Annotated in this window: 20 protein-coding genes; 6 read left to right on the forward strand and 14 right to left on the reverse strand. The window is 74.2% G+C overall.

The features are described 5' to 3' along the window. Positions 1-38 precede the first annotated feature (38 nt). Positions 39-1835 carry a TIGR03767 family metallophosphoesterase gene (locus tag ACZ6B8_RS02505; RefSeq protein ID WP_471606039.1) on the reverse strand — a complete coding sequence of 599 codons (1797 nt, stop codon included), beginning with the start codon at positions 1833-1835 and terminating at the stop codon, positions 39-41. A 256-nt stretch (positions 1836-2091) separates the two neighbouring features. After that, entirely contained in the window at positions 2092-2580 is a 489-nt protein-coding gene (locus ACZ6B8_RS02510) for an NUDIX hydrolase (protein ID WP_471606040.1), read from the reverse strand. A gap of 255 nt (positions 2581-2835) precedes the next feature. Here ACZ6B8_RS02510 and ACZ6B8_RS02515 point away from each other — a divergent pair, with 255 nt between their 5' ends. Beyond that, positions 2836-6138, forward strand: a complete 3303-nt coding sequence (locus ACZ6B8_RS02515) for a S8 family serine peptidase (protein ID WP_471606041.1) — start codon at positions 2836-2838, stop codon at positions 6136-6138. A gap of 146 nt (positions 6139-6284) precedes the next feature. On the opposite strand, the gene ACZ6B8_RS02520 is transcribed toward ACZ6B8_RS02515, so the two are convergent. Further along, positions 6285-7034 (reverse strand): hypothetical protein, encoded by a 750-nt coding sequence (locus tag ACZ6B8_RS02520; protein ID WP_471606042.1) that lies wholly within the window; start codon positions 7032-7034, stop codon positions 6285-6287. Between the two features lie 2 nt (positions 7035-7036). Then, positions 7037-7579, reverse strand: coding sequence for a sigma-70 family RNA polymerase sigma factor (locus ACZ6B8_RS02525; protein WP_471073906.1), 543 nt, complete (start codon positions 7577-7579; stop codon positions 7037-7039). A gap of 189 nt (positions 7580-7768) precedes the next feature. Here ACZ6B8_RS02525 and ACZ6B8_RS02530 point away from each other — a divergent pair, with 189 nt between their 5' ends. Beyond that, the gene (locus ACZ6B8_RS02530) at positions 7769-8785 is read left to right on the forward strand and encodes an aspartate-semialdehyde dehydrogenase (RefSeq protein WP_471073903.1); all 1017 of its coding nucleotides are present in this window, start codon (positions 7769-7771) and stop codon (positions 8783-8785) included. 73 nt (positions 8786-8858) lie between these two features. Here the strand turns inward: ACZ6B8_RS02530 and ACZ6B8_RS02535 are convergent, their stop codons facing one another. Next, positions 8859-10091 (reverse strand): MFS transporter, encoded by a 1233-nt coding sequence (locus tag ACZ6B8_RS02535; protein ID WP_471606043.1) that lies wholly within the window; start codon positions 10089-10091, stop codon positions 8859-8861. A 119-nt stretch (positions 10092-10210) separates the two neighbouring features. Here ACZ6B8_RS02535 and ACZ6B8_RS02540 point away from each other — a divergent pair, with 119 nt between their 5' ends. Then, positions 10211-11095: a LysR family transcriptional regulator gene (locus tag ACZ6B8_RS02540; protein WP_471606044.1), complete on the forward strand. Its 885-nt coding sequence runs from the start codon at positions 10211-10213 to the stop codon at positions 11093-11095. A gap of 24 nt (positions 11096-11119) precedes the next feature. Here ACZ6B8_RS02540 and ACZ6B8_RS02545 read toward each other — a convergent pair whose 3' ends face one another. Together ACZ6B8_RS02545 and ACZ6B8_RS02550 are read right to left on the reverse strand one after the other, a co-directional pair. Further along, positions 11120-11650 carry a DUF1203 domain-containing protein gene (locus tag ACZ6B8_RS02545; RefSeq protein WP_471073894.1) on the reverse strand — a complete coding sequence of 177 codons (531 nt, stop codon included), beginning with the start codon at positions 11648-11650 and terminating at the stop codon, positions 11120-11122. A gap of 144 nt (positions 11651-11794) precedes the next feature. Continuing rightward, entirely contained in the window at positions 11795-13072 is a 1278-nt protein-coding gene (locus ACZ6B8_RS02550; protein ID WP_471606045.1) for a flavin-dependent oxidoreductase, read from the reverse strand. Between the two features lie 323 nt (positions 13073-13395). Between ACZ6B8_RS02550 and pepN the strand changes: the two genes are divergently transcribed. Then, the gene (gene pepN / locus ACZ6B8_RS02555; protein ID WP_471606046.1) at positions 13396-15963 is read left to right on the forward strand and encodes an aminopeptidase N; all 2568 of its coding nucleotides are present in this window, start codon (positions 13396-13398) and stop codon (positions 15961-15963) included. A 230-nt stretch (positions 15964-16193) separates the two neighbouring features. Beyond that, positions 16194-17051 carry a class I SAM-dependent methyltransferase gene (locus ACZ6B8_RS02560; RefSeq protein ID WP_471606047.1) on the forward strand — a complete coding sequence of 286 codons (858 nt, stop codon included), beginning with the start codon at positions 16194-16196 and terminating at the stop codon, positions 17049-17051. A gap of 89 nt (positions 17052-17140) precedes the next feature. Here ACZ6B8_RS02560 and ACZ6B8_RS02565 read toward each other — a convergent pair whose 3' ends face one another. The 4 genes from ACZ6B8_RS02565 to ACZ6B8_RS02580 form a co-directional block, all read right to left on the reverse strand. Then, the gene (locus ACZ6B8_RS02565; RefSeq protein ID WP_471073885.1) at positions 17141-17737 is read right to left on the reverse strand and encodes a helix-turn-helix domain-containing protein; all 597 of its coding nucleotides are present in this window, start codon (positions 17735-17737) and stop codon (positions 17141-17143) included. An 86-nt stretch (positions 17738-17823) separates the two neighbouring features. Beyond that, positions 17824-18735, reverse strand: a complete 912-nt coding sequence (locus ACZ6B8_RS02570) for a LysR substrate-binding domain-containing protein (protein WP_471073882.1) — start codon at positions 18733-18735, stop codon at positions 17824-17826. Positions 18736-18787: 52 nt separating this feature from the next. After that, on the reverse strand, positions 18788-19714 hold the full coding sequence (locus ACZ6B8_RS02575; RefSeq protein WP_471073879.1) for a DMT family transporter: 927 nt from the start codon (positions 19712-19714) through the stop codon (positions 18788-18790). 143 nt (positions 19715-19857) lie between these two features. Then, entirely contained in the window at positions 19858-21411 is a 1554-nt protein-coding gene (locus ACZ6B8_RS02580) for an FAD-dependent monooxygenase (protein ID WP_471606048.1), read from the reverse strand. A gap of 113 nt (positions 21412-21524) precedes the next feature. Between ACZ6B8_RS02580 and ACZ6B8_RS02585 the strand changes: the two genes are divergently transcribed. After that, entirely contained in the window at positions 21525-22142 is a 618-nt protein-coding gene (locus tag ACZ6B8_RS02585) for a TetR/AcrR family transcriptional regulator (protein ID WP_471073873.1), read from the forward strand. Positions 22143-22242: 100 nt separating this feature from the next. On the opposite strand, the gene ACZ6B8_RS02590 is transcribed toward ACZ6B8_RS02585, so the two are convergent. The 3 genes from ACZ6B8_RS02590 to ACZ6B8_RS02600 are packed head-to-tail and all read right to left on the reverse strand — an operon-like array spanning position 22243 to position 25090. Beyond that, positions 22243-22479, reverse strand: coding sequence for a hypothetical protein (locus tag ACZ6B8_RS02590; protein ID WP_471073870.1), 237 nt, complete (start codon positions 22477-22479; stop codon positions 22243-22245). 20 nt (positions 22480-22499) lie between these two features. Further along, entirely contained in the window at positions 22500-24791 is a 2292-nt protein-coding gene (gene malQ / locus ACZ6B8_RS02595; RefSeq protein WP_471606049.1) for a 4-alpha-glucanotransferase, read from the reverse strand. Beyond that, the gene (locus ACZ6B8_RS02600; protein ID WP_471073864.1) at positions 24791-25090 is read right to left on the reverse strand and encodes a hypothetical protein; all 300 of its coding nucleotides are present in this window, start codon (positions 25088-25090) and stop codon (positions 24791-24793) included. The genes malQ and ACZ6B8_RS02600 overlap by 1 nt, the downstream gene beginning before the upstream one ends. Between the last annotated feature and the right edge of the window lie 321 nt (positions 25091-25411).

The raw sequence follows: 25411 nt of genomic DNA on the forward strand, positions 1-25411 counted from the left end.
CGGCGGGGCCGGTGGCTCAGTAGCTCAGCGGGCCGGACTCATCCCTTCCGGAGGATCAGTTCGGTGTTCCTGTCGCCGGGCTCGCCGCCCAACGCGGGGCGTGCGCCCGGGGCGTTGAAGGACAGCTCGCGGTAGAGGGCGGCGAGGCCCGTCTGGGAGAGGTCGGCGAAGTCCGTGCGGTGCGGGGCGGCGGACTCGATGAGGGTGGTGAAGAGGGAGACCGTGCCGTCGTGGTTGTCGCTGATCTCCACCACCCGTGCGAGCTGCGGGAAGTCGATGTGGGATGCGGTGGACACCTCCCAGAAGGAGCCGTCAGGGGTGGTGTGCGGGGTGATGGCGTTCTTGTGGCTGTGGCCGTTGACCCAGGCCAGGACGGAGCGGTGGCGGCCGAGCAGTTCGACGATCTCGTCGCCGCCGTGCCGCCGCTCGCCGGGGTGCGTCGGGTCGTCGCGGAGGTTGCGCATGGTCCTGCTGGTGTGGTGGCTGAGGACCACGACGTACGAGGGGCCGCCGGCCCGCCGCTCGTTGGCCTCGAGTTCCCGCTCCAGCCAGCGCAGTTGGGCGGTGCCGAGCGAACCCTCGTAGTGGCCGCCGGGGTCGGTGGTGTCCAGGCTGATGCCGAGCACGTCGTCGCTGACGCGGAAGGAGTAGTACTGCGTGCCGGCGGCGAGGTTCTCCTGGGTGTAGCCGTGACCGACGGGGCCGTGGCCCTTGTGGGCCGGGTCGAGGTGCGCCCGGAGGTACTCGGCGGGGGTGAACGGCGCCCGGGACGCGTCCGGCGTGACGCTCCGCATCCGCCGCGCCTCGCTCTTGAGCAGCTCCTTGAAGTGCGCGCCCTTGGGGTCGCGGCCCTTCTTGACGGCCTTCCAGAGCGCGGCCCCGCGCTGTTCGTCCAGGGACATCAGCTTCCGGCCGCCAGTGGCGAACTCGGTGAAGTACGGGTCGCGGGGCGCCCAGCAGCCGCCGGGCAGGGCGTCGTGGTTGCCGACCGTGGAGTACCAGGGCAGGCCGAGGCCGGGGCTGTTGACCTCGCGGATCGCGGCGTCGAGGAAGCCGTGCAGCCGCGGGAAGCCGCGGTGCTTGTCGGCGTCGCGCAGGGTGTCGTCCGGGTGCCAGTACAGCGGGATCCCACTGGCCTGCACGCCTTCGTAGTGGCGCGGGTCGCCGGTGTTGGGGGTGATGCGGCCGCCGCTCATCACCGTGAGGAACCAGTCCAGTTCCGACCGGGAGTTGTTGTCGGTGTTGTCGCCGGTGGTCACGACGCAGTGCAGGGGCGCGCCGGTGGCGGGCGCCCCGCGCAGCGCGTTGACCCGTTCGACGAGCGAGACGGCGCCCGCCACCGACAGGGACTCGTGGGGCCGCCAGGCGCTCGCGGTCTGGGCGCGCAGATACTCGTAGCGCAGCGGGTGCTGGACGTCGACGAGGTGCAGGTCGGTGAATTGCACGAAGGCGGCGAGCGCGGTGCGCCGCGCCTCGCGGCCCGCCCGCGCCTGCGCCAGGTCGCCGCGGACGACGCGCGGCCAGGCGGGCCCGTCGCCGAGCCGCCGGTAGCCGGTGGCGCCCCGCGGGGCGGCGGCGGTGAGCAGAGTGGTGCCGTTCTTGTACGGCGCCAGGGGCGCGGCGGGGGCGGGCCGGGAGCGCGGGACGGTGGCGCGGCCGGCGGGCGCGGCGTTGCCGGAACCCGCGCCGGGGCCGAGCGCGTAGCCGACGCCGGCGGAGAGGGTGACGGCGCCGGTGGCGGCGAGGAAGGCGCGGCGGTCGAGGCGGGCGACGGTGGAGGCCGCGTCGGCTGCGGCCGTGGCGGTTGCGGTGGCGACAGAGCGTATGCGCGGCATGCGCGGTCTCCCCGGGTGCGAACGCGTCGGCAGTGGTCGCGGGAGGCCCGGGCCCTGGTGCGGCCGGCGGACTTCCCGCTCGTACTGGATCGTTGGCAGCGGGGGTGACCTGCGCGTGAACGAGGCCGCAACGCGCGACGCCGATCACCGTACGTGGATCACCCGGCACCCTGCGCGGTCACGCGGTCCTCTCCGGCCGGAGAGGAAGCGGTCACTCCGTGTTCACCTCGCGGGGAAGGGAAGGCGGGGAGCGGGCTCAGCGCTCCCCTTCGCGGCCGGGGTGGTGGCCTTCGGCGGACCCCCTGCGGTGGCCGTCGGCGGGGCGGGTGCGCCACAGGTCGAGACCGATGTCGACGAGGCCCACGCGGTCGAGGTCCGGTACGGCCGTCAGCGGGTGCCAGGCCGCGAGATCGGTGGACCCGTCGGTCTCGTTGCGCAGGGCGCCGCCGGTGACGCGTCCCTCGTACACGAGCCGCAGCCCGTGGAAGTCGGCGACGGCGCCGAGCCGGCGCGGGTAGCGGCGGCGCAGCGAGTCGACGCCGAGGAGGGCGACCGGTTCGACGGTGTAGCCGGTCTCCTCGTCGGCCTCCCGGATGACGGTGTCGTACGGGTCCTCGCCGTGGTCCATGCCGCCGCCCGGCAGCGTCCAGCGCTTGACCCCGTCCCCGGCCACCCAGCGGGCCAGCAGGACCCGGCCGTCCTGTACGCATACGGCGTAGGCCGCCACCCTCAGTTCTTTCTGCACCCGGTCGACGCTAGGGCCTGTCCGGCTTCCCGCCGCCCGTTACGGGCGACGTCCTCGGGTCATGTCCGGCTATGAACTCTCTTGTCCCCCATGGCGCTTGGCGGAATTGCGTCACGCCCTGATCACAGCTCGGACAACTCTCCCCAAACAGCAGTCACTTGCGTAAGGCTGAGCGGTCATCCGGCCCCGGATTCCGGAACTTCGCGGACCGCGGGCCGTACCGACCCTCCTCCCGACCTTCACGCAGGGATGCCGATGCCCAGATCCAGTTCCCGTTCCGGTACGAGCGCGAGACGCGCGCCCCGCCTCGCGATAGCCGTCGGTCTCACCGCCGCGCTCTGCGCGACCGGGGCCGCACCCCTCGCCTTCGCGGCGGACGACACCCCGTCCCCCGTGCCCGCGCCCAAGTCCGCGGCCGGCAAGCTCGGTCCGGCCGACGCCGAACTGCTCGCCGACGCCGAGGCGGCCGGCGAGAAGACCGTCACGATGATGGTCGCCACCGCGCCCGGCGCCACCGAGCAGGTCACCGCGCAGCTCGACGGCGTCAAGGGCGGCTCGGTCGGCCGCACCGACGACAAGCTCGGCTACGTCCGCGCGACCGTGCCGACCGCCGCGGCGGACGCCGCGATCAAGTCGGCCACGAAGCTGTCGTCGGTGCACGCCATCGACCTGCGCCACGAGATCGCGCTGGACGACCCGACGCCCGCCGCCGACCGCGCCAAGGGCGCCAAGTCCGCGGCGCGCGGCACGTACCCGGGCCCGGACAAGGGCACCCCGGCGAAGAACCCGTACAACCCGTCCGCCGAGACCGGCGCCGTCGACTTCGTGCAGAAGAACCGCACGGCCGACGGCCGGGGCGTCACCATCGGCATCCTCGACTCCGGCATCGACCTCGGTCATCCCGCGCTGAAGAAGACCAGCACCGGCGAGCGCAAGATCACCGACTGGGTGACGGCGACCGACCCGATCGTCGACGCGGACGGCACCTGGCGCCGCATGACCAACCCCGTCACCGGCCCCGTCTTCACCTGGGACGGCGAGACGTGGAAGTCCCCGGCGGGCTCCTTCCAGGTCAACCGCTTCCGTGAGTCGGCCACCGCCGGCGGCGACGCCAAGGGCGACCTCAACCGCGACGGCGACACCACCGACAGCTGGGGCGTCCTGTACGACCCGGCGGCCGGCACGGTCCGCGTGGACCTGGACGACGACAACGACTTCACCGACGACGAGCCGATGAAGCCCTACAAGGACGACCACCAGGTCGCCTACTTCGGCAAGGACGACCCGGCGACCGACGTCGCCGAGCGCGTCCCGTTCGTCGTCGAGATCCGCAAGGACGTGCCGACCGACCCCTACGGCGGCGACTGGGTCGGCAAACACGCCGACTTCGTCAACATCGGCGTCATCGAGTCCGAGCACGGCACGCACGTCGCGGGCATCACCGCGGCCAACGGCCTGTTCGGCGGCAGGATGAACGGCGCCGCCCCCGGCGCCAAGCTGGTCTCCTCGCGCGCCTGCACCTGGACCGGCGGCTGCACCAACGTCGCGCTCACCGAGGGCATGATCGACCTCGTGACGAAGCGCGGAGTCGACATCGTCAACATGTCGATCGGCGGCCTCCCGGCGCTCAACGACGGCAACAACGCGCGCGCCGAGCTCTACAGCCGCCTCATCGACACCTACGGCGTGCAGCTGGTGATCTCCGCGGGCAACTCAGGACCCGGCGCCAACACCATCGGCGACCCCGGCCTCGCCGACAAGGTCATCTCGGTGGGCGCGGCCATCTCCAAGGAGACCTGGGCCGCCAACTACGGCTCCCAGGTGGAGAAGAAGTACGCGATGATGCCGTTCTCCTCGCGCGGCCCGCGTGAGGACGGCGGCTTCGCGCCGGTCATCTCCGCGCCCGGTGCGGCCATCAACACCACCCAGACCTGGCTGCCCGGCTCCCCGGTCGCCGAGGCCGGCTACTCGCTGCCGGCCGGTTACTCGATGCTGCAGGGCACCTCGATGGCGTCCCCGCAGGCCGCGGGCGCCTCGGCGCTGCTGCTGTCCGCCGCCAAGCGGGAGAAGATCCGCCTCACCCCGGCGGCGCTGCGCACCGCGCTGACCTCGACCGCACGCCACATCCCCGGCGAGCAGGCGTACGCGCAGGGCACCGGCCTCATCGACGTCGTGCACGCCTGGAAGGCCATCGAGGACGACGCCACGGCGCACACGTACACGGTGCAGGCCCCCGTCGACACCGCCCTCGACCAGGAGCTGAAGAAGCCCGGCACCGGCATCTACGACCGTGAGGGCGGCCTGAGGACCGGTCAGCAGCGGACGTACGACGTGACGATCACCCGCACCTCGGGCCCGGCCCGCGCCGTCCGCCACGAGCTGGACCTCGTCAACAACCACGAGGGCACGTTCAAGCTGCTCGGCAAGGACGACATCGCACTGCCGCTGAACAAGCCGGTCACCGTCAAGGTGCGGGCGAAGGCCAAGTCGGCTGGGCTGCACAGCGCGATCCTCACCGTCGACGACGAGCGCACCGAGGGCATCGACCAGCAGATCATGTCGACGGTCGTCGTCTCGGCGCCGCTCGCCAAGCCGGCGTACACCTTCTCCGCGTCCGGCTCGACGCAGCGCAACAGCACGAAGTCCTACTTCGTGACCGTGCCCCAGGGCGCCAAGTCCCTGGAGGTCGCCCTCGGCGGCCTGAAGGGCAAGAGCCAGACCCGCTTCATCGCGGTGCACCCCTACGGCGTCCCGGTCGACTCCACCTCGTCGATCGTCTGCTACCCGAACTACGAGAACCCGGCCGACACCTGCCGCCCCGACCTGCGGGCGTACCCGGACCCGCAGGCCGGCGTCTGGGAGATCGAGGTCGAGTCACGCCGTACGTCGCCGCTGCTCGACAACCCGTACAAGCTGACCGTCGCCGCGCTCGGCGTCGCCTTCGACCCGGCCGTGCAGACGGTCCCCGAGGCGAAGGTCGGCACGCCGGCGCCCGTCTCCTGGACCGTGAAGAACAACTTCGCGGCCGTCGACGGCAAGCTGAAGGGCGGCTCGCTCGGCTCGGCGAAGTCGGCGCGGCCCAGCATCAAGCAGGGTGAGACGCAGACCACCGAGGTGGTCGTACCCGAGGGCGCGGAGCGTCTGGACGCCGCCATCGGCGCGCCCGCGGACATCGCCGCCGACCTGGACCTGGCCGTCAAGAAGGACGGCGTGGTCGTGGGTTCGTCGGCGGAGGGCGACTCGGACGAGTCGGTCAGCCTGACCAAGCCCGCCGCCGGTACGTACACGATCGAGGTGACGGGCTACTCGGTGCCGGCCGGGACGACCGCCTACGACTACCGGGACGTGTTCTTCTCGGGCGCGCTCGGCAAGGTCACCGTCGACGAGTCCAAGACGGTGAAGCTCGCCAACGGCGCGTCGGCGAAGGTCGACGCGCAGGTCGAGGCCAAGGCCCCGGCCGCCGCGGGCCGTGAGCTCTTCGGCGAGGTGTCCCTGCTGAACGCGGGCGGCACGGCCGCGGGCAGCGGCAGCGTGAAGGTCGAGAAGGTCACGCCGTAACCCCTGTCCGCCCCGGCGGACCAGCTGAGGAGTCCCGCCGGGATGCCGCGTCACGCGAGCGTCCCGGCGGGACGTCCGGTTTCAGCGGGCGCGGCCGGGCCGTGCGCCTCTCGCGGCCGGGCCGTGCACCGGCCCGGGGCGGCCGCTCAGTCGCCCGGTCCCGGGCCCGCGCCGCAGCTGATCCGCTGCGCGGCCGGCAGCGCCTCGACGATCATCGCGCGCAGCCGGTCGCGCTCCTTGCCGACGGCCCAGCTGGCGGGTTCCGCCGCCCCCTCGTCGACGGTGACCAGGACGCGGTCGCCCTGCTTCAGGCGCGGCTCGGCGTAGCGGTCCACCGGGAACCTGACCGTGCCGCTGCCGGAGTCGGGCTTCAGGTACCGGGTGACGTCGACCGTGACACGTTCCTGCAAGGCGCCCGGCACCGGGTCGAGAGCCGTGACCGTGCCCTCCACGATCAGCCGCGAGCAGGCGACGAAGCCCTCCGGGCTGAGATCCGCGGCCCCGCCGCCCGCGCGACCCGGCCTGCCGTCGGATGCCGTGCTCCCGCCCGCGTCCTGGTCGCTCCCGCCGCCCCGCCCCGCGTCCACCGCGAGCCAGCCGAGGCCGCCCACCACCACCACCGCCGCCAGCGTCGCGGCGACCGCGCCGAGGGCGACGGTGGACCGGCGCCGGGCCCGGGTCCGTCCGGGCGGCGCGAGGGCGGGCGCGGACCCCAGGCGGGGGCCGGGGCCCGCCGCCAGGGTGTCGCCCAGCGTGCCGAGCCGCTCGCGCAGCAGCGCGACGTCGGCGGCCGCCGCCGCGTGGTCGGCGGCGAGGCCGGGATCGCGCAGCGCCTCGGCCGGCACCGGTTCGCCCGTGATCGCGAGCATCAGCGCGTCGGCGTCGTTCTCCGGCACCCTCACACCACCTCCCCTTCGTGCAGGCGGGCCCGCAGGAGCCGTACCGCCGTGTGCAGCCTGCTCTTGACCGTGCCCTCCGGGATGCCGAGCTCCTCGGCGATGGCCCGGACCGGCAGGTCCGCGTAGAAGCGCAGCACCACCACCTGCCGCTGGGCGTCGGGCAGCTCGCCGAGTCCCTGCGCGAGCGCCAGCGAGGTGGCCCGCGCCTCCGCGCCGTCCTCGTCGTCGGCCTCCCGCCACAGCGCCGTGAGCCGCTCGCCGAGCCGCTCCTGGCGGCGCCGGGCCCGGTGCCAGTCCATGGCCAGGTGGGAGGCGACGACGGCCGCCCACGCGGAGACGTCACGCGGCGCCTCGCGCCCGTCCGCCGCCCGCTCCAGGAGCTTCAGGCGGACCTGCTGCACCCCGTCGGAGAGGTCGGCGTGCGGCACACCGCCGAGCGCGAGCACCGCACGGACCCGGTCCTCCTGGGCCGCGTCCAGCGGATCCGCTCCCCCGGCCGCCGTGCCCGCCCGCGGCGCGCGGCGCGCCTTTCCGCGCAGCAATGTGCCCCTCCCGTCCCCGCGTTTTCCCTACGACGCGGGGGCGGCCCGAAACGTTCACGGCGGCCGCCCCCGAATGTGGCGTCCCGCACCTCGGACAATGGATTGGACAACGCGGCCCTGGACAGACGCATGATGGAGCAAGCCCAGGCCGGGGTCACCAGGCCGCACGCACATACGGAGGAAGTCCCTGTGAAGGTCGGAATCGTCGGAGCCACCGGTCAGGTCGGCACGGTCATGCGCAAGATCCTCGCCGAGCGGAAGTTCCCGGTGGAGGAGCTGCGTCTGTTCGCCTCGGCCCGCAGCGCCGGCTCGGTCCTGGACGGCGTCACCGTCGAGGACGCCTCCACGGCCGACTACACGGGCCTGGACATCGTGCTGTTCTCGGCCGGCGGCGCCACCTCCAAGGCCCTCGCCGAGAAGGTCGCCTCGCAGGGCGCCGTCGTGATCGACAACTCCTCGGCCTGGCGCCGCCACCCCGAGGTCCCCCTCGTGGTCTCCGAGGTGAACCCGCACGCGATCGCGGACCGCCCCAAGGGCATCATCGCCAACCCGAACTGCACGACGATGGCCGCGATGCCGGTCCTGAAGCCGCTGCACGCCGAGGCCGGCCTCGAAGCGCTGGTCGTCGCCACCTACCAGGCGGTCTCCGGCTCCGGCCTGGCCGGCGTCGAGGAGCTCTTCGAGCAGGTCAAGAAGGTGGGCGAGGACGCCCCGAAGCTCACCCACGACGGCACGGCCGCCGAGTTCCCCGAGCCGGACAAGTACGTCGCGCCGATCGCCTACAACGTCCTGCCGATGGCCGGCTCCGTCGTCGACGACGGCCTGAACGAGACCGACGAGGAGCAGAAGCTCCGCCACGAGTCGCGCAAGATCCTGGAGATCCCGGAGCTGAAGGTCTCCGGCACCTGTGTCCGCGTGCCCGTCTTCACCGGCCACTCCCTCCAGGTCAACGCCCGCTTCGCGCGGCCGCTGAGCCCCGAGCGGGCCACCGAGATCCTCTCCTCGGCCGAGGGCGTCGTCGTCACCGAGGTGCCCACGCCGCTGGTCGCCGCGGGCAAGGACGACGCGTTCGTGGGCCGCATCCGCAAGGACGAGACGGTCGAGAACGGCCTGGCGTTCTTCATCTCCGACGACAACCTCCGCAAGGGCGCGGCGCTGAACGCCGTGCAGATCGCGGAGCTGGTCGCCGCCGAGCTCAAGGGCTGAGCTCCTGAAGGAGGAGGCGCAGGGGCTGAGGTTCCAGGGCTGAGGCCCGCTCGTACGCCGCCGGAGGGGGCGGTCACCGGGTGCCGGTGGCCGCCCCCTTCGCGTACCCGCCGGGCCGCCCGCGCCGCGGCCCCGCGCACGCCACCGCGACCAGCGCGAGCGCGGCGAGCGAGCCGCCCAGCCACAGCACCGCGCCCGCCCCGTGGCCGTCCGCGACCCGGCCGCCGGTGAAGGCGCCGAGCGCGATGGCCCCGTTGAACACCCCGGCGAAGAGCGCGGACGCCGCCTCGCGGGCGTCCGGGGCGGCGGCCATCACCCAGTTCTGCGCGGAGACCGAGACCCCGCCGTACGCCAGCCCCCACACCACGAGCACCGCCACCGACGCGGCGAGCGAGCCGCCCGCGGGCACCATGAGCAGCACCACGGCGGCGAGGAGCGCACAGATCATCAGCAGCGCCCGGCGCGGATCGCGGGCCGCGACGGCGCCGCCCGCGAAGTTGCCGACGATGCCGGCCGTCCCGTAGGCGAGGAGCAGCACGCTGATCAGTCCCGCGCCGATGCCCGGCACCCGCTCCAGGACGGGGCGTATGTAGGTGTACGCGGCGAAGTGGCCGGTGACCAGGAGCGTGACGGCGAGCAGACCGGCCCGCAGCCGGCCGGCGCGCAGCAGCCCGGGGAAGGCGCCGAGGCCGATCCCCTCGCGGGCGGGCAGCCGGGGCAGCACCGCGGTGAGCAGCCCCGCGACGGCCAGGGCGAGCGCCGCTAGGGCCACGAACCCCCAGCGCCAGCCCGCCAGTTCACCGAGCAGGGTCCCTGCGGGCACGCCGAGCACGGACGCCACCGCGATGCCGCTGAAGATCACCGCGGTGGCCCGTCCCGCGCCGCCCGCCGGGGCCAGCCGGACGCCGAGGCCCGCCGCGACGGCCCAGACCCCGCCGGTGCAGACGCCCACCAGGACCCGCGCGGCGAGCAGGACGCCGAAGGCGGGCGCGAGCGCGGAGACCATGTTGGCGACGGCGAGCAGCGTCATCAGCGCGGCCAGGACGGTACGCCGGTCGACGCGGCGCGCGGCGACGGGCAGCAGCGGGGCGGCGAGTCCGGCGACGACGCCGGGCAGCGTGACGGCGAGGCCCGCGGTGCCGTCCGAGACGTGCAGGCCCGCGCCGATGGCGGTGAGGAGCCCGACGGGCAGCATCTCGGTGGTGACGACGGTGAAGGTGGCGGCGGCGACCACGAGGACGGCGAGGAGGGTGTGCGGGCGCGGCGACGCGCCTGTCCGCGTGGGGAGAGGGGTGCTCTGTGACATGGCCTCCACCCTGTGGGGGTGTCCGCTGGGGAACAACGCGGAAGATCTCATCCTTGTATGAGCCGGATTCATCGACCGGGACGGTCGTCGGGGCGAGTACGGGAGAGGGACCGCGCGTGATGAGCGGGAGGGGACTGGAGATCCGGGAGCTGGAGTGCTTCCTGGTGCTCGCCGAGGAGCTGCATTTCGGGCGGGCCGGCGAGCGTCTCTATGTGTCGCAGAGCCGCGTCAGCCAGCTGCTCGCCGCCCTGGAGCGGCGGATCGGCGCGCGTCTGGTGGAGCGTACGAGCCGCCGGGTGGCACTGACCACACTCGGGGAGCGTTTTCTTTCCGAACTCCAGCCGTCCTACCGGGAGTTGACGGACGTCGTCGAGCGGGCCAGGGCGGCGGCGCGGGGCGTCGAGGGGACGCTGCGGGTCGGTTTCCAGGGGACCGCGGATGCCCGTCTGACGCACGCCATCGGGGCCTTCCAGGAGCGGCACCCGGGCTGTGCCACGGAGGTCGTGGAGATCTTGTTCTCCGACCCGTTCGGACCGGTGCGTGCGGGTGACGTGGACGCGGCGGTGGTGCTGCTGCCGGTCCACGAGCCGGATCTGGTGGTCGGCCCCGTCCTCGCCGCCGAGCGGCAGACCGTCGCCGTGTCGGTGCGGCACGCGTTCGCGGGGCGGGGCTCGCTCACGGCGGCGGATCTCGCGCGGACCCCGCTGATCTCCGCCGCCGCGCCGGCGCCCGGGTACTGGCGGGCCGCGCACGCCCCGTCGACGGCCGCGCCCGCCGCCCCGGCGGTCCGCACCCTCCAGGAGGGCCTGACGCTGGTCGCGGCGGACCGGGGGGCGATGCTCCTGTGCCGCCCGACGGCGGAGTACCACGGCCGCAAGGACGTGGTCTTCGTGCCGGTCGACGGGGTGCCCGACTCGGTGCTCGCGATGGTGTGGCACCGGGACGGGGAGACGGGCCGGGTACGGGAGTTCGCGCGGGCGCTCGCCGCGGCCGGCCCGCCCTGACCCGGCCGGACCCGCCCGGACCGATCAGGGCCTGCGGACCTCGAAGTGGAAGCAGCCGTACTCCACCGCGCGGACGTGCACGAGGACGACGTCCGGGTCGGCGAAGGCCTCGGCGAACGCGGCGTCGAAGGCCTGTTCCTCGTCCCGCGGGATCCGCAGGAGGCGGCCCCCGACGATGTGGCCGTTCTCGTCGTAGCGGCGCAGGGTGCGCAGGGCTCCGGCGTGCGAGAAGGGATAGCCCGCGCGCTCCCCCGTCGGCCCCGCGCAGGGGTCGGCGTGGATGAAGACGGGCCCCTGCTCGTCGTAGGCGCCGGGGGCCGCACCGGTCCCGGCGGCCCAGCGGCGCAGCGGGGCGTACGAGACGAGGGCGACGCGCTCGCCGGGGGCGATGGGCCGCAGACAGCACCGCAGCGGGTCGCCGCCCTCGTGGTCGACGTACGGGGCGCAGGGCTGCCCGGCGTCATCGGTGTCCCGGAGCCGGCGCAGGGTCTCGGGCGCGATGGGGCGGGGAGTGTAGGCGGTGGCCGCGGGGATGTCCGTGGGTGTGGTGGTCATGGGTCGAGCCTCGCGCGCGGGCGAGGACGGCGCTGGCGGGATTCGGACGGGGAGTCCGGGGCTCGCGCGAGTGGCGCTCGGCCCAACCGCAGGATCCCCGTGGGTGGCCGTCGGCTCGTCCTCGGGCTTCGCGCACGGGTGCGGTCAGCCCACCCCCCAGGACCCCCGCCCGTTCAGCTCCCGCACGTCCTCGCCCGTCGTCCTGCGGTACGCCGCGTCCAGCTCGGCCAGTTCGGCCGGGGTCAGGACGTCCTCGACGTGGTCGAAGCCGTCCGGCGCGCGCAGGGCGACCGTGTGCAGGACGCGGTCCGCGGGCATGTCGCGGTTGGCGAGGACCAGCGCGTTGACCGGCTCCCGGCGCAGCTCCTCGTACGCCCGCAGCCCCGCCTCCCGGTCCGGCGCGCAGTGGGCGAGGCAGCGGGCCAGGACGCGGGCGTCGAGGATCGCCTGGGAGCCGCCGTTCGACCCCACCGGGTACATCGGGTGCGCCGCGTCGCCGAGCAGCGTGACCGGGCCGCGGCCCCACCGGGCGAGCGGGTCCCGGTCGACCATCGGGTACTCCAGGATGTGCCGCGTGCCGGCGAGCAGCGCGGGGACGTCGAGGTCGCCGATGCGCCAGCCGGCGAAGTGCGGCAGGACGTCGGAGAGCCGCCCGGAGCGGTTCCAGTCGGCGGGCCCCGCCATCCCGTGGTGCCGGGTCAGCGGGGAGCGCACCTCCGCCACCCAGTTGAGCAGGTCCCTGCCCCGCTCCTGTGCCCGGCGGGAGATCGGGTAGACGACGAGCTTCGCGGTGGCGTTGCTGCCCGCCACCGCGACGGTCCGGCCGCCGAGCACCGGGTGCCAGTCGGCGGTGCCGCGCCACATCCGGACGCCGTTCCACAGCGGCGGCCCCTCGCCGGGGTGCAGCATGGCCCGCACCGTCGAGTGCAGCCCGTCGGCCCCGACCAGGGCCCGTGCCCGTACGGCGTGCTCCCTGCCCCGCGCCCGGTCCCGCAGGATCACCCGCAGCGCGCCGCCCTCGCGCTCGGCCAGGCGCACGAAGGCGGTACCGGTGCGCACCGCGTGGTCGCCGATCCGGTCGCGGACCGCGTCGAGCAGGATCAGCTGCAGGGCGCCGCGGTGGAGGGAGTACTGCGGCCAGTGGTAGCCGAGGGCGAGCCCGCGCGGCTCGGCCCAGATGCGGTTGCCGTGCCGGTCGAAGTGGGCCATCGCGTCGGGGGCGACGGCGGTCGCCGCGAGCTCGTCGCCGAGCCCGAGCTCGGTCAACTCCCGTACGGCGTGCGGCAGCAGGTTGATGCCCACGCCGACGGGGCGCAGCTGGTCGGTGGCGTCCACCACGCGGACCTCGATGCCCGCCGCGTGCAGGCTGAGCGCGGCGGTGAGCCCGCCGATGCCCGCGCCCGCCACCAGTACGTCGGTCATGGCCGCCGCGCGGCCCGGCCCGCGCCGTCCGGACACGGGCCGGGCGGCGGCCCCTCGATCCCCAGCATCTCCGGCATCCCCCTGTGGTCCCTGACCGTCCGCGGGGCCGTGGTCGGCGGCCGGTGCGGACCGGTGCGAACGCGCGGAGCGTAACGGCACGGCAGCGGGAGAACAATGGCCCGGGCGGCCATCCGGGGCCGCATGGAAGGATGGCCGGAAACACGACAAGTCGTACCCCTGAGAAGTCGCACCCCCGAAGATCCGAGAGACCCCAGACGTCCCCCTCACGAAGGCGCGGACGTCGTACCCGAGGAGATGACCGCGTGCCCGGCACCAATCTGACCCGCGAAGAGGCGCAGCAGCGGGCGAAGCTGCTCACCGTTGACTCGTACGAGGTCGATCTCGACCTCACCGGCGCGCAGGAGGGCGGCACCTACCGGTCCGTGACCACGGTGCGCTTCGACGCCGCGGAGGAGGGCGCCGAGACCTTCATCGACCTGGTGGCCCCCGCGGTCCACGAGGCGGTGCTCAACGGCCGCGCGCTGGACGTGGCGTCGGTCTTCCGTGACTCCCGCATCACGCTCAAGCACCTGCGGGCCGGCCGCAACGAACTGCGGGTCGTCGCCGACTGCGACTACACCAACACCGGTGAGGGCCTGCACCGCTTCGTCGACCCGGTCGACCAGCAGGCCTACCTGTACACGCAGTTCGAGGTGCCGGACGCCCGGCGCGTCTTCGCCTCCTTCGAACAGCCGGACCTGAAGGCGACGTTCCAGTTCACCGTGAAGGCGCCGAGCGGCTGGACGGTGATCTCCAACTCGCCCACGCCGGAGCCGAAGGACGACATCTGGACGTTCGAGCCGACGCCCCGCATGTCGACGTACGTCACCGCGCTGATCGTCGGCCCGTACCACGCGGTGCACTCGACGTACGAGGGCCCGGACGGCCAGTCCGTGCCGCTGGGCATCTACTGCCGCCCCTCGCTCGCCGAGTTCCTCGACGCGGACGCCATCTTCGCCGTCACGCGGCAGGGCTTCGACTGGTTCCAGGAGAAGTTCGACTACGCGTACCCCTTCGCCAAGTACGACCAGCTCTTCGTGCCGGAGTTCAACGCGGGCGCGATGGAGAACGCGGGCGCGGTGACCATCCGCGACCAGTACGTGTTCCGCTCGAAGGTGACCGACGCGGCCTACGAGGTGCGCGCCGCGACGATCCTGCACGAGCTGGCGCACATGTGGTTCGGCGACCTGGTCACCATGGAGTGGTGGAACGACCTGTGGCTGAACGAGTCGTTCGCCACCTACGCCGAGGCCGCCTGCCAGGCGTACGCGCCGGGCTCGAAGTGGCCGCACTCGTGGACGACGTTCGCCAACTCCATGAAGACGTGGGCCTACCGGCAGGACCAGCTGCCCTCCACGCACCCGATCATGGCCGACATCCGTGACCTGGACGACGTCCTGGTCAATTTCGACGGCATCACGTACGCGAAGGGGGCGAGCGTCCTGAAGCAGCTCGTCGCCTACGTCGGCGAGGACGAGTTCTTCCAGGGCGTGCAGGCGTACTTCAAGCGCCACGCGTTCGGCAACACGCGCCTGTCGGACCTGCTCGGCGCCCTGGAGGAGACCAGCGGCCGCGACCTGAAGACCTGGTCGAAGAAGTGGCTGGAGACGGCGGGCATCAACGTCCTGCGCCCGGTCGTGGACGTCGACACGCAGGGCGTCATCACGTCGTTCGCGGTCAAGCAGGAGGCCCCGGCGCTGCCCGAGGGCGCGAAGGGCGAGTCGACCCTGCGCCCGCACCGCATCGCGATCGGCCTGTACGACCTCGACGAGGCGACCGGCAAGCTGGCGCGCACCGACCGCGTCGAACTGGACGTCGACGGCGAACTGACCGCCGTGGACGCCCTGGTGGGCAAGCGCCGCCCCGCGGTGATCCTGCTCAACGACGACGACCTGTCGTACGCGAAAGTCCGCCTGGACAGCGAGTCGCTGGCCTTCGTCACGGACCACATCGGCGACTTCGAGGCGTCGCTGCCGCGCGCGCTGTGCTGGGCGTCGGCGTGGGACATGACGCGCGACGCGGAGCTCCCGACCCGGGAGTACCTGAACCTCGTCCTGTCGGGCATCGGCAAGGAGTCCGACATCGGCGTCGTGCAGTCGCTGCACCGCCAGGTGAAGCTCTCCCTCGACCTGTACGCGGCGCCGGCCGGCCGGGACGCGGCGCTGGCCCGCTGGACCGAGGCGACGCTGGAGCACCTGCGGGCGGCCGAGCCGGGCAGCGACCACCAGCTCGCGTGGGCCCGCGCCTTCGCGGCGACGGCCCGCACGGACGCGGAACTCGCCCTGCTTGAGCGCCTGTTGGACGGCTCGGAGTCGGTGGAGGGGCTCGCGGTCGACACCGAGCTGCGCTGGGCGTTCGTGGCCCGGCTCGCGGCGACCGGCCGTCTCGACGAGGCGGGCATCGCGGCGGAGCTGGAGCGGGACAGGACCGCGGCGGGCGAGCGGCACGCGGCCTCCGCGCGGGCGGCGCTGCCGACCCCGGAGGCGAAGGCCGCGGCCTGGGCGTCGGTCGTCGAGTCCGACACCCTGCCGAACGCCATCCAGGAGGCGGTGATCGGCGGCTTCGTCCAGACCGACCAGCGCGAACTGCTCGCCCCGTACACGGAGAAGTTCTTCGCGGCGGTCAAGGGCGCGTGGGACTCCCGCTCGCACGAGATGGCGCAGCAGATCGCGACGGGCCTCTACCCCGCGCTCCAGGTCTCCATGGCCACGCTGGACGCCACGGACGCCTGGCTCGCCGAGGCGGAGCCGTCGGCGGCCCTGCGCCGTCTGATCACGGAGTCCCGCGCGGGCGTGGAGCGGGCGCTGCGGGCTCGGGCGGCCGACGCGTAGCCCTCTGGCCGGGCGGGGGGACGGGGGCCTCCTGCTCGGCGCGTAGTGGTCCCGGCACGCCGGTGGGGGCGGGTTCGCCGTGCGGCGGTCGGGACCGAACCCGTGGGACCCGGCCCGGTCGTCCCCGGACGGCTCGCGCGTCTTGCGCTTTCGGCAGTGTGGAGGGGCATCGTCTTGCGCATCCCGCCGCAGGAGGCGGATCCGCGCCCCGGCCGCCCTAGCGTGCACGTATGACCCACTCCGCGACACACCAGCACACGCACGGGACCGGCCCGGACACCGACACCGGTGCCGACCAGTCCGACCTCCTCGACCTCGACGCGGACGTCCTCGCCGAGCACATCGCGTCCCTCACCGGGTGGCTTCCCCTCACCGAGGCGCCGCGTCGCGTCGTCGACCTCGGCAGTGGTACGGGTACCGGCACGCTGGCCCTCCTGGACCGCTTCCCCGGCGCGTACGTCACCGCGGTCGACTCCTCCGAGGCCCACCTGCGGCGCCTGCGCGAGAAGGCGGAGGCCCGGGGCGTGGGCGACCGGGTACGGACCGTCCTCGCCGACCTCGACACCTCCTGGCCGGAACTCGACGCCCCCGACCTCGTCTGGGCGTCCGCCTCGCTGCACCACATGGCCGACCCCGCGCGCGTCCTGCGCCAGGTGCACGGCTCGCTCGTGTCCGGCGGTCTGCTCGCCGTCGTGGAGCTGGCGGGCTTCCCCCGCTTCCTGCCCGCGGACGCCCCCGAGGAGGCGCCCGGCCTCGAAGAGCGCTGCCACGCGGCCACCGAGCACCACCACGCGTCCCACATGCCGCACCGCGGCGCCGACTGGGGGCCGCTGCTCACCGCCGCCGGGTTCACCGTCGAGGCCGAACGCACGGTCACCGTGGACATCGACGGCGCAGGGTCTGAAGCGGTCGGCCGCTACGCCCTCGAGGGCCTGCGCCGCATCCGCGGCACCGTCGACGACGTGCTCGCGCCCGCCGACATCGCCGCGCTGGACCGCCTGCTCGACACCGGAGGCCCGCACAGCATCCTGCGCCGCGACGACCTGGCGGTCCGGACCGAACGCCAGGCCTGGGCAGCCCGCCGCTGAGCATCAGCGGCCCCCGAGAAGGAGTCCGGGCGAACGAGGGCGGGCCGGGGGGAGGGGCGGAGGCATCCGGACCTCAGGGCCCCAGGGCTTCAGCGCCGGCCCGGGCCCTCCGCCCCGCCGTCCTCGCCGCGCTGGTGGCCGCGGCGCGCGTCGCGGTCGAAGATGCCGAGGACCTCGCACGGCCCGCCCTCCGCGCCGATGGCGTGCGGCAGCATCGTCGGGAACTCGGCGGACTGGTTGGTCTCGACCCGGAAGCGGCGGTTGCCGAGGAGCAGCGTCGCCGTGCCCGAGAGCACCACGAGCCACTCCCGGCCCGGGTGCGCCCGCATGCGCGAGAGGTTCTCCGGCGGCGGCTCGGTCATCCGCTGGCGCATGACCGTCACACCCGGTTCCGCCTTGAGCAGCCAGCTCATCCGGGCGTGCGCCGCGTCGATGACCGGGCTCGACACCACGTCGTCCGTCGCCGTCTCGACCAGCTGGTCGAGCGTGGTGTCGAGGGCGCGGGCGAGGGTCACCAGCTGGTCCAGGGCCAGCCGGCGCCGGCCGTTCTCGATGCGGCTGAGCGTGGACTGGCTGACCTTGGCCCGGGCGGCCAGCTCCTCCAGCGACCAGCCCTGGGCGAGGCGCAGGGCGCGGATCCGTTTGCGTACGAGGCTGTCCAGCTCACCACTGTCCTCTTGCGTCATGCGCCACAGCGTATGCCGGGCCGGCAAGGACCGCAGGGGCTCTGCACTCCACCGGCCCAACCGCGGGGCCCCGGCGCTCCACCGGCCTACCGGTCCCGCTCCGGCACCGCCTCCCGCAGGGCCCGCAACACCCGGGAGACCGCCACGCCCGACGCGGCCCCCCGCCGCACCGCCGCGACCACATGGCGGCGCGGGCGGTCCGTCGCCAGGTCCCGCATCACCACCCCGTCCCGCCGCACCGCCGCCAGCCTCGGCACCAGCGCCACGCCCATCCCCGCCTCCACCATCGCGAGGATCGCCGTCCAGCCGGACGCCGAGTGCGCCTGCTCCGGATCGAACCCCGCGCCCTCGCACGCCGCCCGCGTGATGTCCGACCAGGGGCCGCTGCCGCCGAAGATCCACGGTTCGGCCGCGAGATCGGCGAGCCTGAGGTCGTCCGCGGACGCCAGCGGGTGGTCCACGGGCAGCGCCACGTCCAGCGGGTCCGCGAGCAGGGACTCCCGGGTGAAGCGGGTGTCCGCGTCGGCCGCTGCGGGCGCCTGGACGGCCAGGGAGAGCGCGATGTCGACCTCGCCGGCCGCGAGGAGCTCGTACGCCCGGGCCGCCTCGGTCTCCCGTACCCGCACGGAGATTCCGGGCGCCGCCTCCCGCAGCGCCCGGACCGCCGGCACGACCAGCGCGGGCACGGCGGTCGAGAACGCCCCGACCCGCACCTCCCCGGCCTCGCCCTGCGCGTACGCGGCCAACTCGGCGTCCGCCTGCTCCAGTTGGGCGAAGACGGCCTCGGCGTGCCGCAGCACCAGATGCGCGGCGTCGGTGAGCCTGACCCGCCGCCCGTGCGCTTCCAGGAGCGGCACGCCCAGCTGCTTGGCGAGGTTGGACAGCTGCTGGGAGACGGCCGACGGCGTCATCCGCAGCGCCTGCGCCGTCGCCGTCACGGTGCCTCGCTCGCTCAGCGTGCGCAGGATCTGCAGCTTCTTGATGTCCCACTCGCTCATGAGGCCAACGTACCTACTGGTCAGGAGCACGGACCCCACCGGCCGCGCCCCCCTACTTCGCGCGGGCGGCGCCGAGCACAACACCGCCCAGGATCAGTCCCATGCACAGCACCTGGAGCCACCCCATGGCCTCGCCGAGGAGCGCGAAGGAGAGCAGGGCGACGCAGACCGGCTGGAGGTAGTAGACGACCCCGGCGCGGGCCGCGCCGATGATCGAGATCGCCTTGTTCCAGGCGAAGAAGGCCACCGCCGAGGACACCACGCCCACGTACAGGAGCGGCGAGACCGTGCCCGGTGTCGGCTCGAAGCCGCCCTCGACCGCGAAGTCGATCAGGAACACCGGCAGCAGCATCAGCGCGCCGAGCACGAACGTCGTGAAGAGGAAGGGCAGTCCGCCGATCTCGGCGGGCCTGCGCTTGAGCAGTGCGCTGTACGAGCCGAAGGACACCGCACCCGCGATGACCCACAGGTCGCCGACCGCGAAGTCCATGGCGAGCGAGCCCTTGCTGACCAAGAGGAGGACTCCGGCGCAGGCGACGAACATGCCGGTCACGCGGCGGGCGCCCAGCCGGACGCCACCGAGGCGTTCGTAGAGGGCCATCAGGACCGGTGACGCGGCCATGATCATGCCCATGTTGCCCGCGGTGGTCGTCATACCGGCCTGGTTCACCAGGGTGTTGTAGACGGTGACGCCCAACAGGGAGGCCAGCAGCAGGTACTTGAGGTGTGCGCGGAGCAGCTTGCGCTGCCGCCAGGTCCGCCGGACCGCGAACGGCGCGACCGCGGCGATGGCGATGACCCAGCGCCAGAAGGCGTGCTGGATGGGCGGCACGCTGTCGTGGAGGGCCCGGGAGGTGACGAAGCTGCCCGACCAGACGACCGTGGCGAGGGCCGCGAGGGCGAGCCCGACGCCGATGGGGCGCGCCGCGGGGTGAGCGGTGGGTGCGGTGCGTGCGGGGGTCCGGTCCAGGAGTGCCACGGGGTATCCCTTGTCTCTCTCCCCGCGCCTGCGGGGCGTCTCGGTGGTCGGTCACGTCGTTCGCGGAGACCACCGTGGCACCCCCTGACCCATCAGGTCCATCGAATACTTTTGCTTGTTCTCTTAAGAAGAAGTGAACGAATCTATGGTGCGTGGTGCGCGAGCGCTTCCCGCACCGCCTCCACCCCCGCGTCCTCCGCCGCCCACGCCACGTATCCGTCGGGGCGGACCAGGACCGTCGTGCGGCGGTCGCTCGCCCAGTGGACCGGTACGGCGCGGCCCGCCGCGGGGGCCGGGTCCGCCGTGTCCGCCGCGTCCGCCGTGTCCGCCGTGTCCGCCGTGTCCGCCGGGGAGATGAGCACGAACTCCCCCGCGCGCAGGGCCTCGTAGAGCCGCCCTTCCTTCAGCGCCACATCGGGGACGCGGCGTCCGACCAGGCGGTGCGCGCCCTTCGGGGCGGGGTAGGCGATGCCGATACCGGTGACCTGGCCGACCGCCTTGGCGCGTACCGCCGGCACGTGGTTCACGACGGTGGCGACCGCGGCGCGCGCCGCCCGGGTCCACGGGCGCTTGGCCATCGCGAGCCGGACCAGGCCGCCGCTGCTGCGGAGCACTGCCTTGCCGACCGGGTGGCGCTCGGCCTGGTAGGTGTCCAACAGGCCTTCCGGAGCGGTGCCGTTGACGGCGGCGGCCAGCTTCCAGCTGAGGTTGGCGGCGTCCTGGAGGCCGGTGTTCATGCCCTGGCCGCCGGCCGGGGAGTGCACGTGCGCGGCGTCCCCGGCGAGGAAGACGCGGCCCACCCGGTAGGCGGGCGCCTGGCGTTCGTCGCTGTGGAAGCGGGACATCCAGCGGGCGTCGTGCATGCCGAAGTCCCGCCCGAGCGCCTGCCGGACGATGCCCCTGACCTCGTCGAGGTCGAGCGGCGCGCTGTCGGGGACGTCACGGCGGCGGTCCCAGCCGATGACGCGGTGGTAGCCGTCGGCGAAGGGCGCGATGAAGGCGAAGGAGTCCCCGGCGGCGTCGACGGCGAGCAGCGACCGGGGCGGTTCGGCGAGCCGGACGTCGGCGAGGACGAGGGAGCGGATGACGGACCGGCCGGGGAAGGGCAGGCCGACCGCCCGGCGCACCCCGCTGCGGAGCCCGTCGGCACCGACCACGTAGGCGGCCCGCAGGGTGCTCGACCCGCCGCCGGGGCCGGGGCGCCGCAGCTGGAGCGTCACGCCGTCGGCGTCCTGGGTGAGTCCGGCCACCTCGGTCTCGTACGAGAAGCGCACCCCGGCCTCGACGGCGCGCCGCTCCAGGACCCGCTCGACCTCGTACTGCGCGAGGACCAGGACGTGCGGGAAGCGGGACGGCAGCCCCGCGAGGTCGAACGACAGACGCTCGAAGAGCCGCAGCCTGTCGAGCGGCTCACCCCTGGCCTCCAGCTCGTCGGCGAGGCCGCGCGCGTCCAGCTGCTCCAGGGTGCGGGCGTGCACGACCATGGCGCGCGACAGGTTGCTGATGCCGTGCGCGCGCTTCTCGACGAGCGTGACGGGGACGCCCGCGGCGGCGAGGTCACCGGCGAGCAGCAGCCCGGTGGGTCCCGCGCCGACGACCACGACGGTCCCGGTGGCCTTGCCCGGGCCCCCGGTGCCGCCCGCGCCGTCCGCGCGAGCGCGGCTCGTGGTGTCCATGGTTCCGGTGGTGCCGTTCATGGCTGCCTCCTGATGCCAACGCCCGTTGGTCAACGTCTGTTGGTCAACGCTTGTTGGCCAACGTAGGGCCGCACCCATGGACTGTCAACGTCCGTTGGCCTACGTTTGTTGGCATGACCGAAAACGCCTCAGCCACCTCGGCCGCGTCCGCCGCGCCCACCGCCACGGCAGCCACGCAGCCCCGCCGCTCCGACGCCACCCGCGCCGGCATCCTCGCGGCGGCCCGCGAGCGGTTCGCGGCGGACGGGTACGAACGCGCCACGATCCGCGCCATCGCCAGGGACGCCCGGATCGACCCGTCGATGGTGATGCGCTACTACGGCAACAAGGAGGGGCTCTTCGACGCGGCGACCTCCGTCGACCTGCGGCTTCCCGACTTCACCCGGGTGCCCCGCGCGGACGTCGGACGGGTCCTGGTGACGCACTTCCTCACCCTGTGGGAGGACGACGGGGTGCTCACCGCGCTGCTCCGGGTGGGCCTCACCAACCAGGCGGGAGCGGAGCGGATGCGCGGGATCTTCGAGGAGCAGCTGCTGCCGGTCGCGCGCCAGACCTGCCCCGATCCGGCCGAGGCGCCGAAGCGGGCGGGGCTCTGCGCCGCCCAGGTGCTCGGGCTCGCGCTGACCCGGTACGTGCTGCGCTTCCCGCCCACGGTCGCGCTGACGCCCGAGGAGGTCACGGACTGGCTGGCGCCGACGCTGCAGCGCTATCTGACGGCCGAGCGGCCGTGAGCACGCCGAGGGCGCCCTCCGGCGACGTCCGTACGCGGATACGCGGTACGGGGAACACGTCGCCGGAGGGCGCCCTCGGCGGAAAGAGCGGTGCGGCGGGTCAGCCCCGCTTCTGCTGCTTGCGGGACTTGTCGCCGACCATCACAAGGCCGGCGATCACCAGGAACAGCACGATGGGCGCGGCGACGTAGAGGCCGAGCGTGTCGATGACGCTCAGGCCGGAGCCCGGGTCGTCGCCGTCGTCGCGGGCCGCGAAGGCGGGGGACGACATGAGCAGCATCATCAGCGTCGTGCCGGAGGCCAGGGCGCCGGCGCGCAGTGCGTTCTTCTTGTCCACGGTGCCAACGTAGCGAACTCCTAAACGGGGTGCGCGCCCGGGGGTGCCGTACGGGCGCTTTCGACCGCTCCCGCGCCCTCGCGGAACACCGCCATGAGCGCGTGCAGACGCGGTGACGCGGCGAGTTCCTCCAGGGTGACGGGGCGTCCGGCGGCGTCGGCGACGGGCAGGCGCCAGTTGGGGTACTGGTCCCAGGTGCCGGGGAGGTTCTGCGGGCGGCGGTCGCCGACCGCGTCCGGCAGCCAGATGCCGATCATGCGGGCCGGGGTGGCCAGCAGGAAGCGGTGCACGGCGCGGACCTCGTCCTCCTCGGAGCCCATGCCGCCGGGCAGCATGCCGAGCCGGGAGAGCACGCCCAGCCACTCGCGCACGTCCGCGGCGGCCTCCGACTGCTCCTCGGCCAGGGGCCGCGTCAACAGGCCCAGGTCGTGCCGGAGTCGGACGTGCTCACCGGTGAGCCGGGCGGCGGTCGGCGGCAGGTCGTGGGTGGTGGCGGTGGCCACGCAGTCGGCGCGCCAGCCGGCGGCGGGCAGCGGCCGGCCGGTGCCTTCCCAGTCCCGCTCGAACCAGAGCACCGAGGTGCCGAGCACGCCGTGTTCGCGCAGCGTCTCGCGGACACCCGGCTCGACGGTGCCGAGGTCCTCGCCGATGACGAGGGCGCCCGCGCGGTGCGCCTCCAGGGTGAGGACGGCGAGCATCGCCTCGGCGTCGTAGTGGACGTACGTCCCCTCGGTGGGCAGCCGCCCCTCGGGCACCCACCACAGCCGGAACAGGCCCATGACGTGGTCGATGCGCAGGGCGCCCGCGTGGCGCAGCAGGCCGCGCAGGAGGGCCCGGTACGGGGCGTAGCCGGACTCGGCGAGGCGGTCGGGACGCCACGGCGGCAGGCCCCAGTCCTGGCCCAGCGCGTTGAAGGCGTCCGGTGGCGCCCCGACCGTCATGTGCGGGGCGAAGTGGTGCCGCTGGGACCAGGCGTCGGCGCCACCGGGGTGCACGCCGACCGCGAGGTCGTGCACGAGACCGATGTCCATGCCCGCCTCGCGCGCGGCGCGCTGGGCGCCGGCCAGCTGGGTGTCGGTGAGCCAGGCGAGCCGGCTGTGGAAGTCGACGCGGTCCATCAACTCGCGCCGGGCGCGGGCCGTTTCGGCGGACGCGGGGTCGCGCAGGGCGGTGGGCCAGGAGTGCGGTTCGGGGCCGTACACCTCGGCGAGGGCGCACCAGGTGGCGTGGTCCTCCAGGGCGGCGCCCTGGTCGGCGAGGAAGGCGCTGTAGGCGGCGCGGCGGCCGGGGCCGAGGGGGACCTCGTGGAGCAGTTCGAGGGCCTCGCGCTTGAGTTCCCACACGGCGTCCCGGTCGATCAACGCGTCCTCGCGCAGCACCCCTTCGCTCAGCTCGGCGGCCCGGCGGCGCAGCGCGTCGACCCGGTCCCGGGCCTCGCCCCGCAGGTACGCGAACTCCGGGACGGCCTCGACGCGCAGGTGCACCGGGTCGGGGAAGCGCCGGGAGGACGGCCGGTACGGCGAGGGGTCGCCGCCCGGGCCTCCCGGCGGGGCGGGCACGGCCGCGTGGAGCGGGTTGACCTGGACGAAGCCGGTGCCCAGGTCGCGTCCCGACCAGGCGACGAGCTCGGCGAGGTCCCCGAGGTCGCCCATGCCCCAGGAGTGGCGGGACAGCAGGGAGTAGAGCTGGACGAGGAGTCCGTGCGCACGCCGTCCGGGGGTCCTGACCCGGCGGGGCGCGACGATGAGGTGGGCGTGCGCGTCACGGCCGTCGGGGGCGCGCACCCGGAGCCGGTGCACGCCGTGCGGGAGGGGGGCGGGGAGCGGTCCGCTCGGGCCCCTGTGACCGTCCGGCGAGGGGGCGGGGAGCGGCCCGCCCCGGCCCCGGTGGCCGTCCGGCGACGGCGCGGGGAGCGGCCCGCTCACGCCGTGGCCGTCCCGGCCGTGGGGCTGCGGCACCTCCCACACCGTGACCCCGCCGTCCTCCAGGTCCACCCGCACCCGGGACCCCGGCGGCAGTCCGGCGAGCGGCGCGGAGGTGGTGGGGAGGGCCGGCCGGTCGGGCGCGGTCGAGGGCGTCGACGGCGTGGGGGCGTCCGTCCAGGCCACCACCGTCGGCGGCAGCAGGCGCGCGGACAGCTCCGCCTCGCGCGCGGCCAGGGCGGACCCGGCCGCTTCCGGGGTGCTCGCGTCCACGTCCAGCGCGGCGAGCGCCGCGATCACCGCGGCGTCGGCGGCCGGGACGACGCGCCCCGGGGACGGGGAGTAGGAGGTGGCCACGCCGTAGGAGGCGGCCAGCCGCGACAGACCCATCAGACCGCCATGAAGTCCAGGCCCGAGGCCATACCGGTGGAGGTGGGCTCGCTCGTCAGCGGGGCGGCGTCGGCGAGGGGCGGCTCGCTGGTCAGCGGCGCGGCGTCGGCGAGCGGGGGCTCGCTGGTCAGGGGCGGCTCGATGCAGCCGCAGGAGCACGAGCCGTCGAGGCCCGAGTCGGGGTGGGACACCTGGTCGGGGTAGTCCGGGTAGGAGAGCTGGTCCGGGTAGGCGGCCTGGTCGGGATAGGACACCTGTTTGGAGAGGGCGGAGAGCAGAAGATTCGCGGAAGCGGCCACGTGGGAGCTCCTTGTCAGGGGGCAGGTCTCGGCAGCCCTACCCAATGCGCGGGGTCGCAGACGTATACGTTGCCTCAACGTGTCCTGGGTCACATCCGGTTCCCGTCGCGGACGTTGTCTCCCCGAGCCCCCGCCGCCCCCGGAAGAACAGGCTCCGGAGCGGCGGCGCCCGGGAAGATCTGCGCGGCGCGCAGGCCCGCGCCCCGGCCCGCGCGGGGCCCGCACGGAGGCCCCCGGAACGCCCGATTCCGGGGCGGTCCGGACCCTCGTACCGCCTGATCCGAACCTCCCGCCGCAAGGATGCGCACAGGTTCCGCGAAG

It is taken from the genome of Streptomyces sp. NPDC041122, from assembly GCF_055592445.1.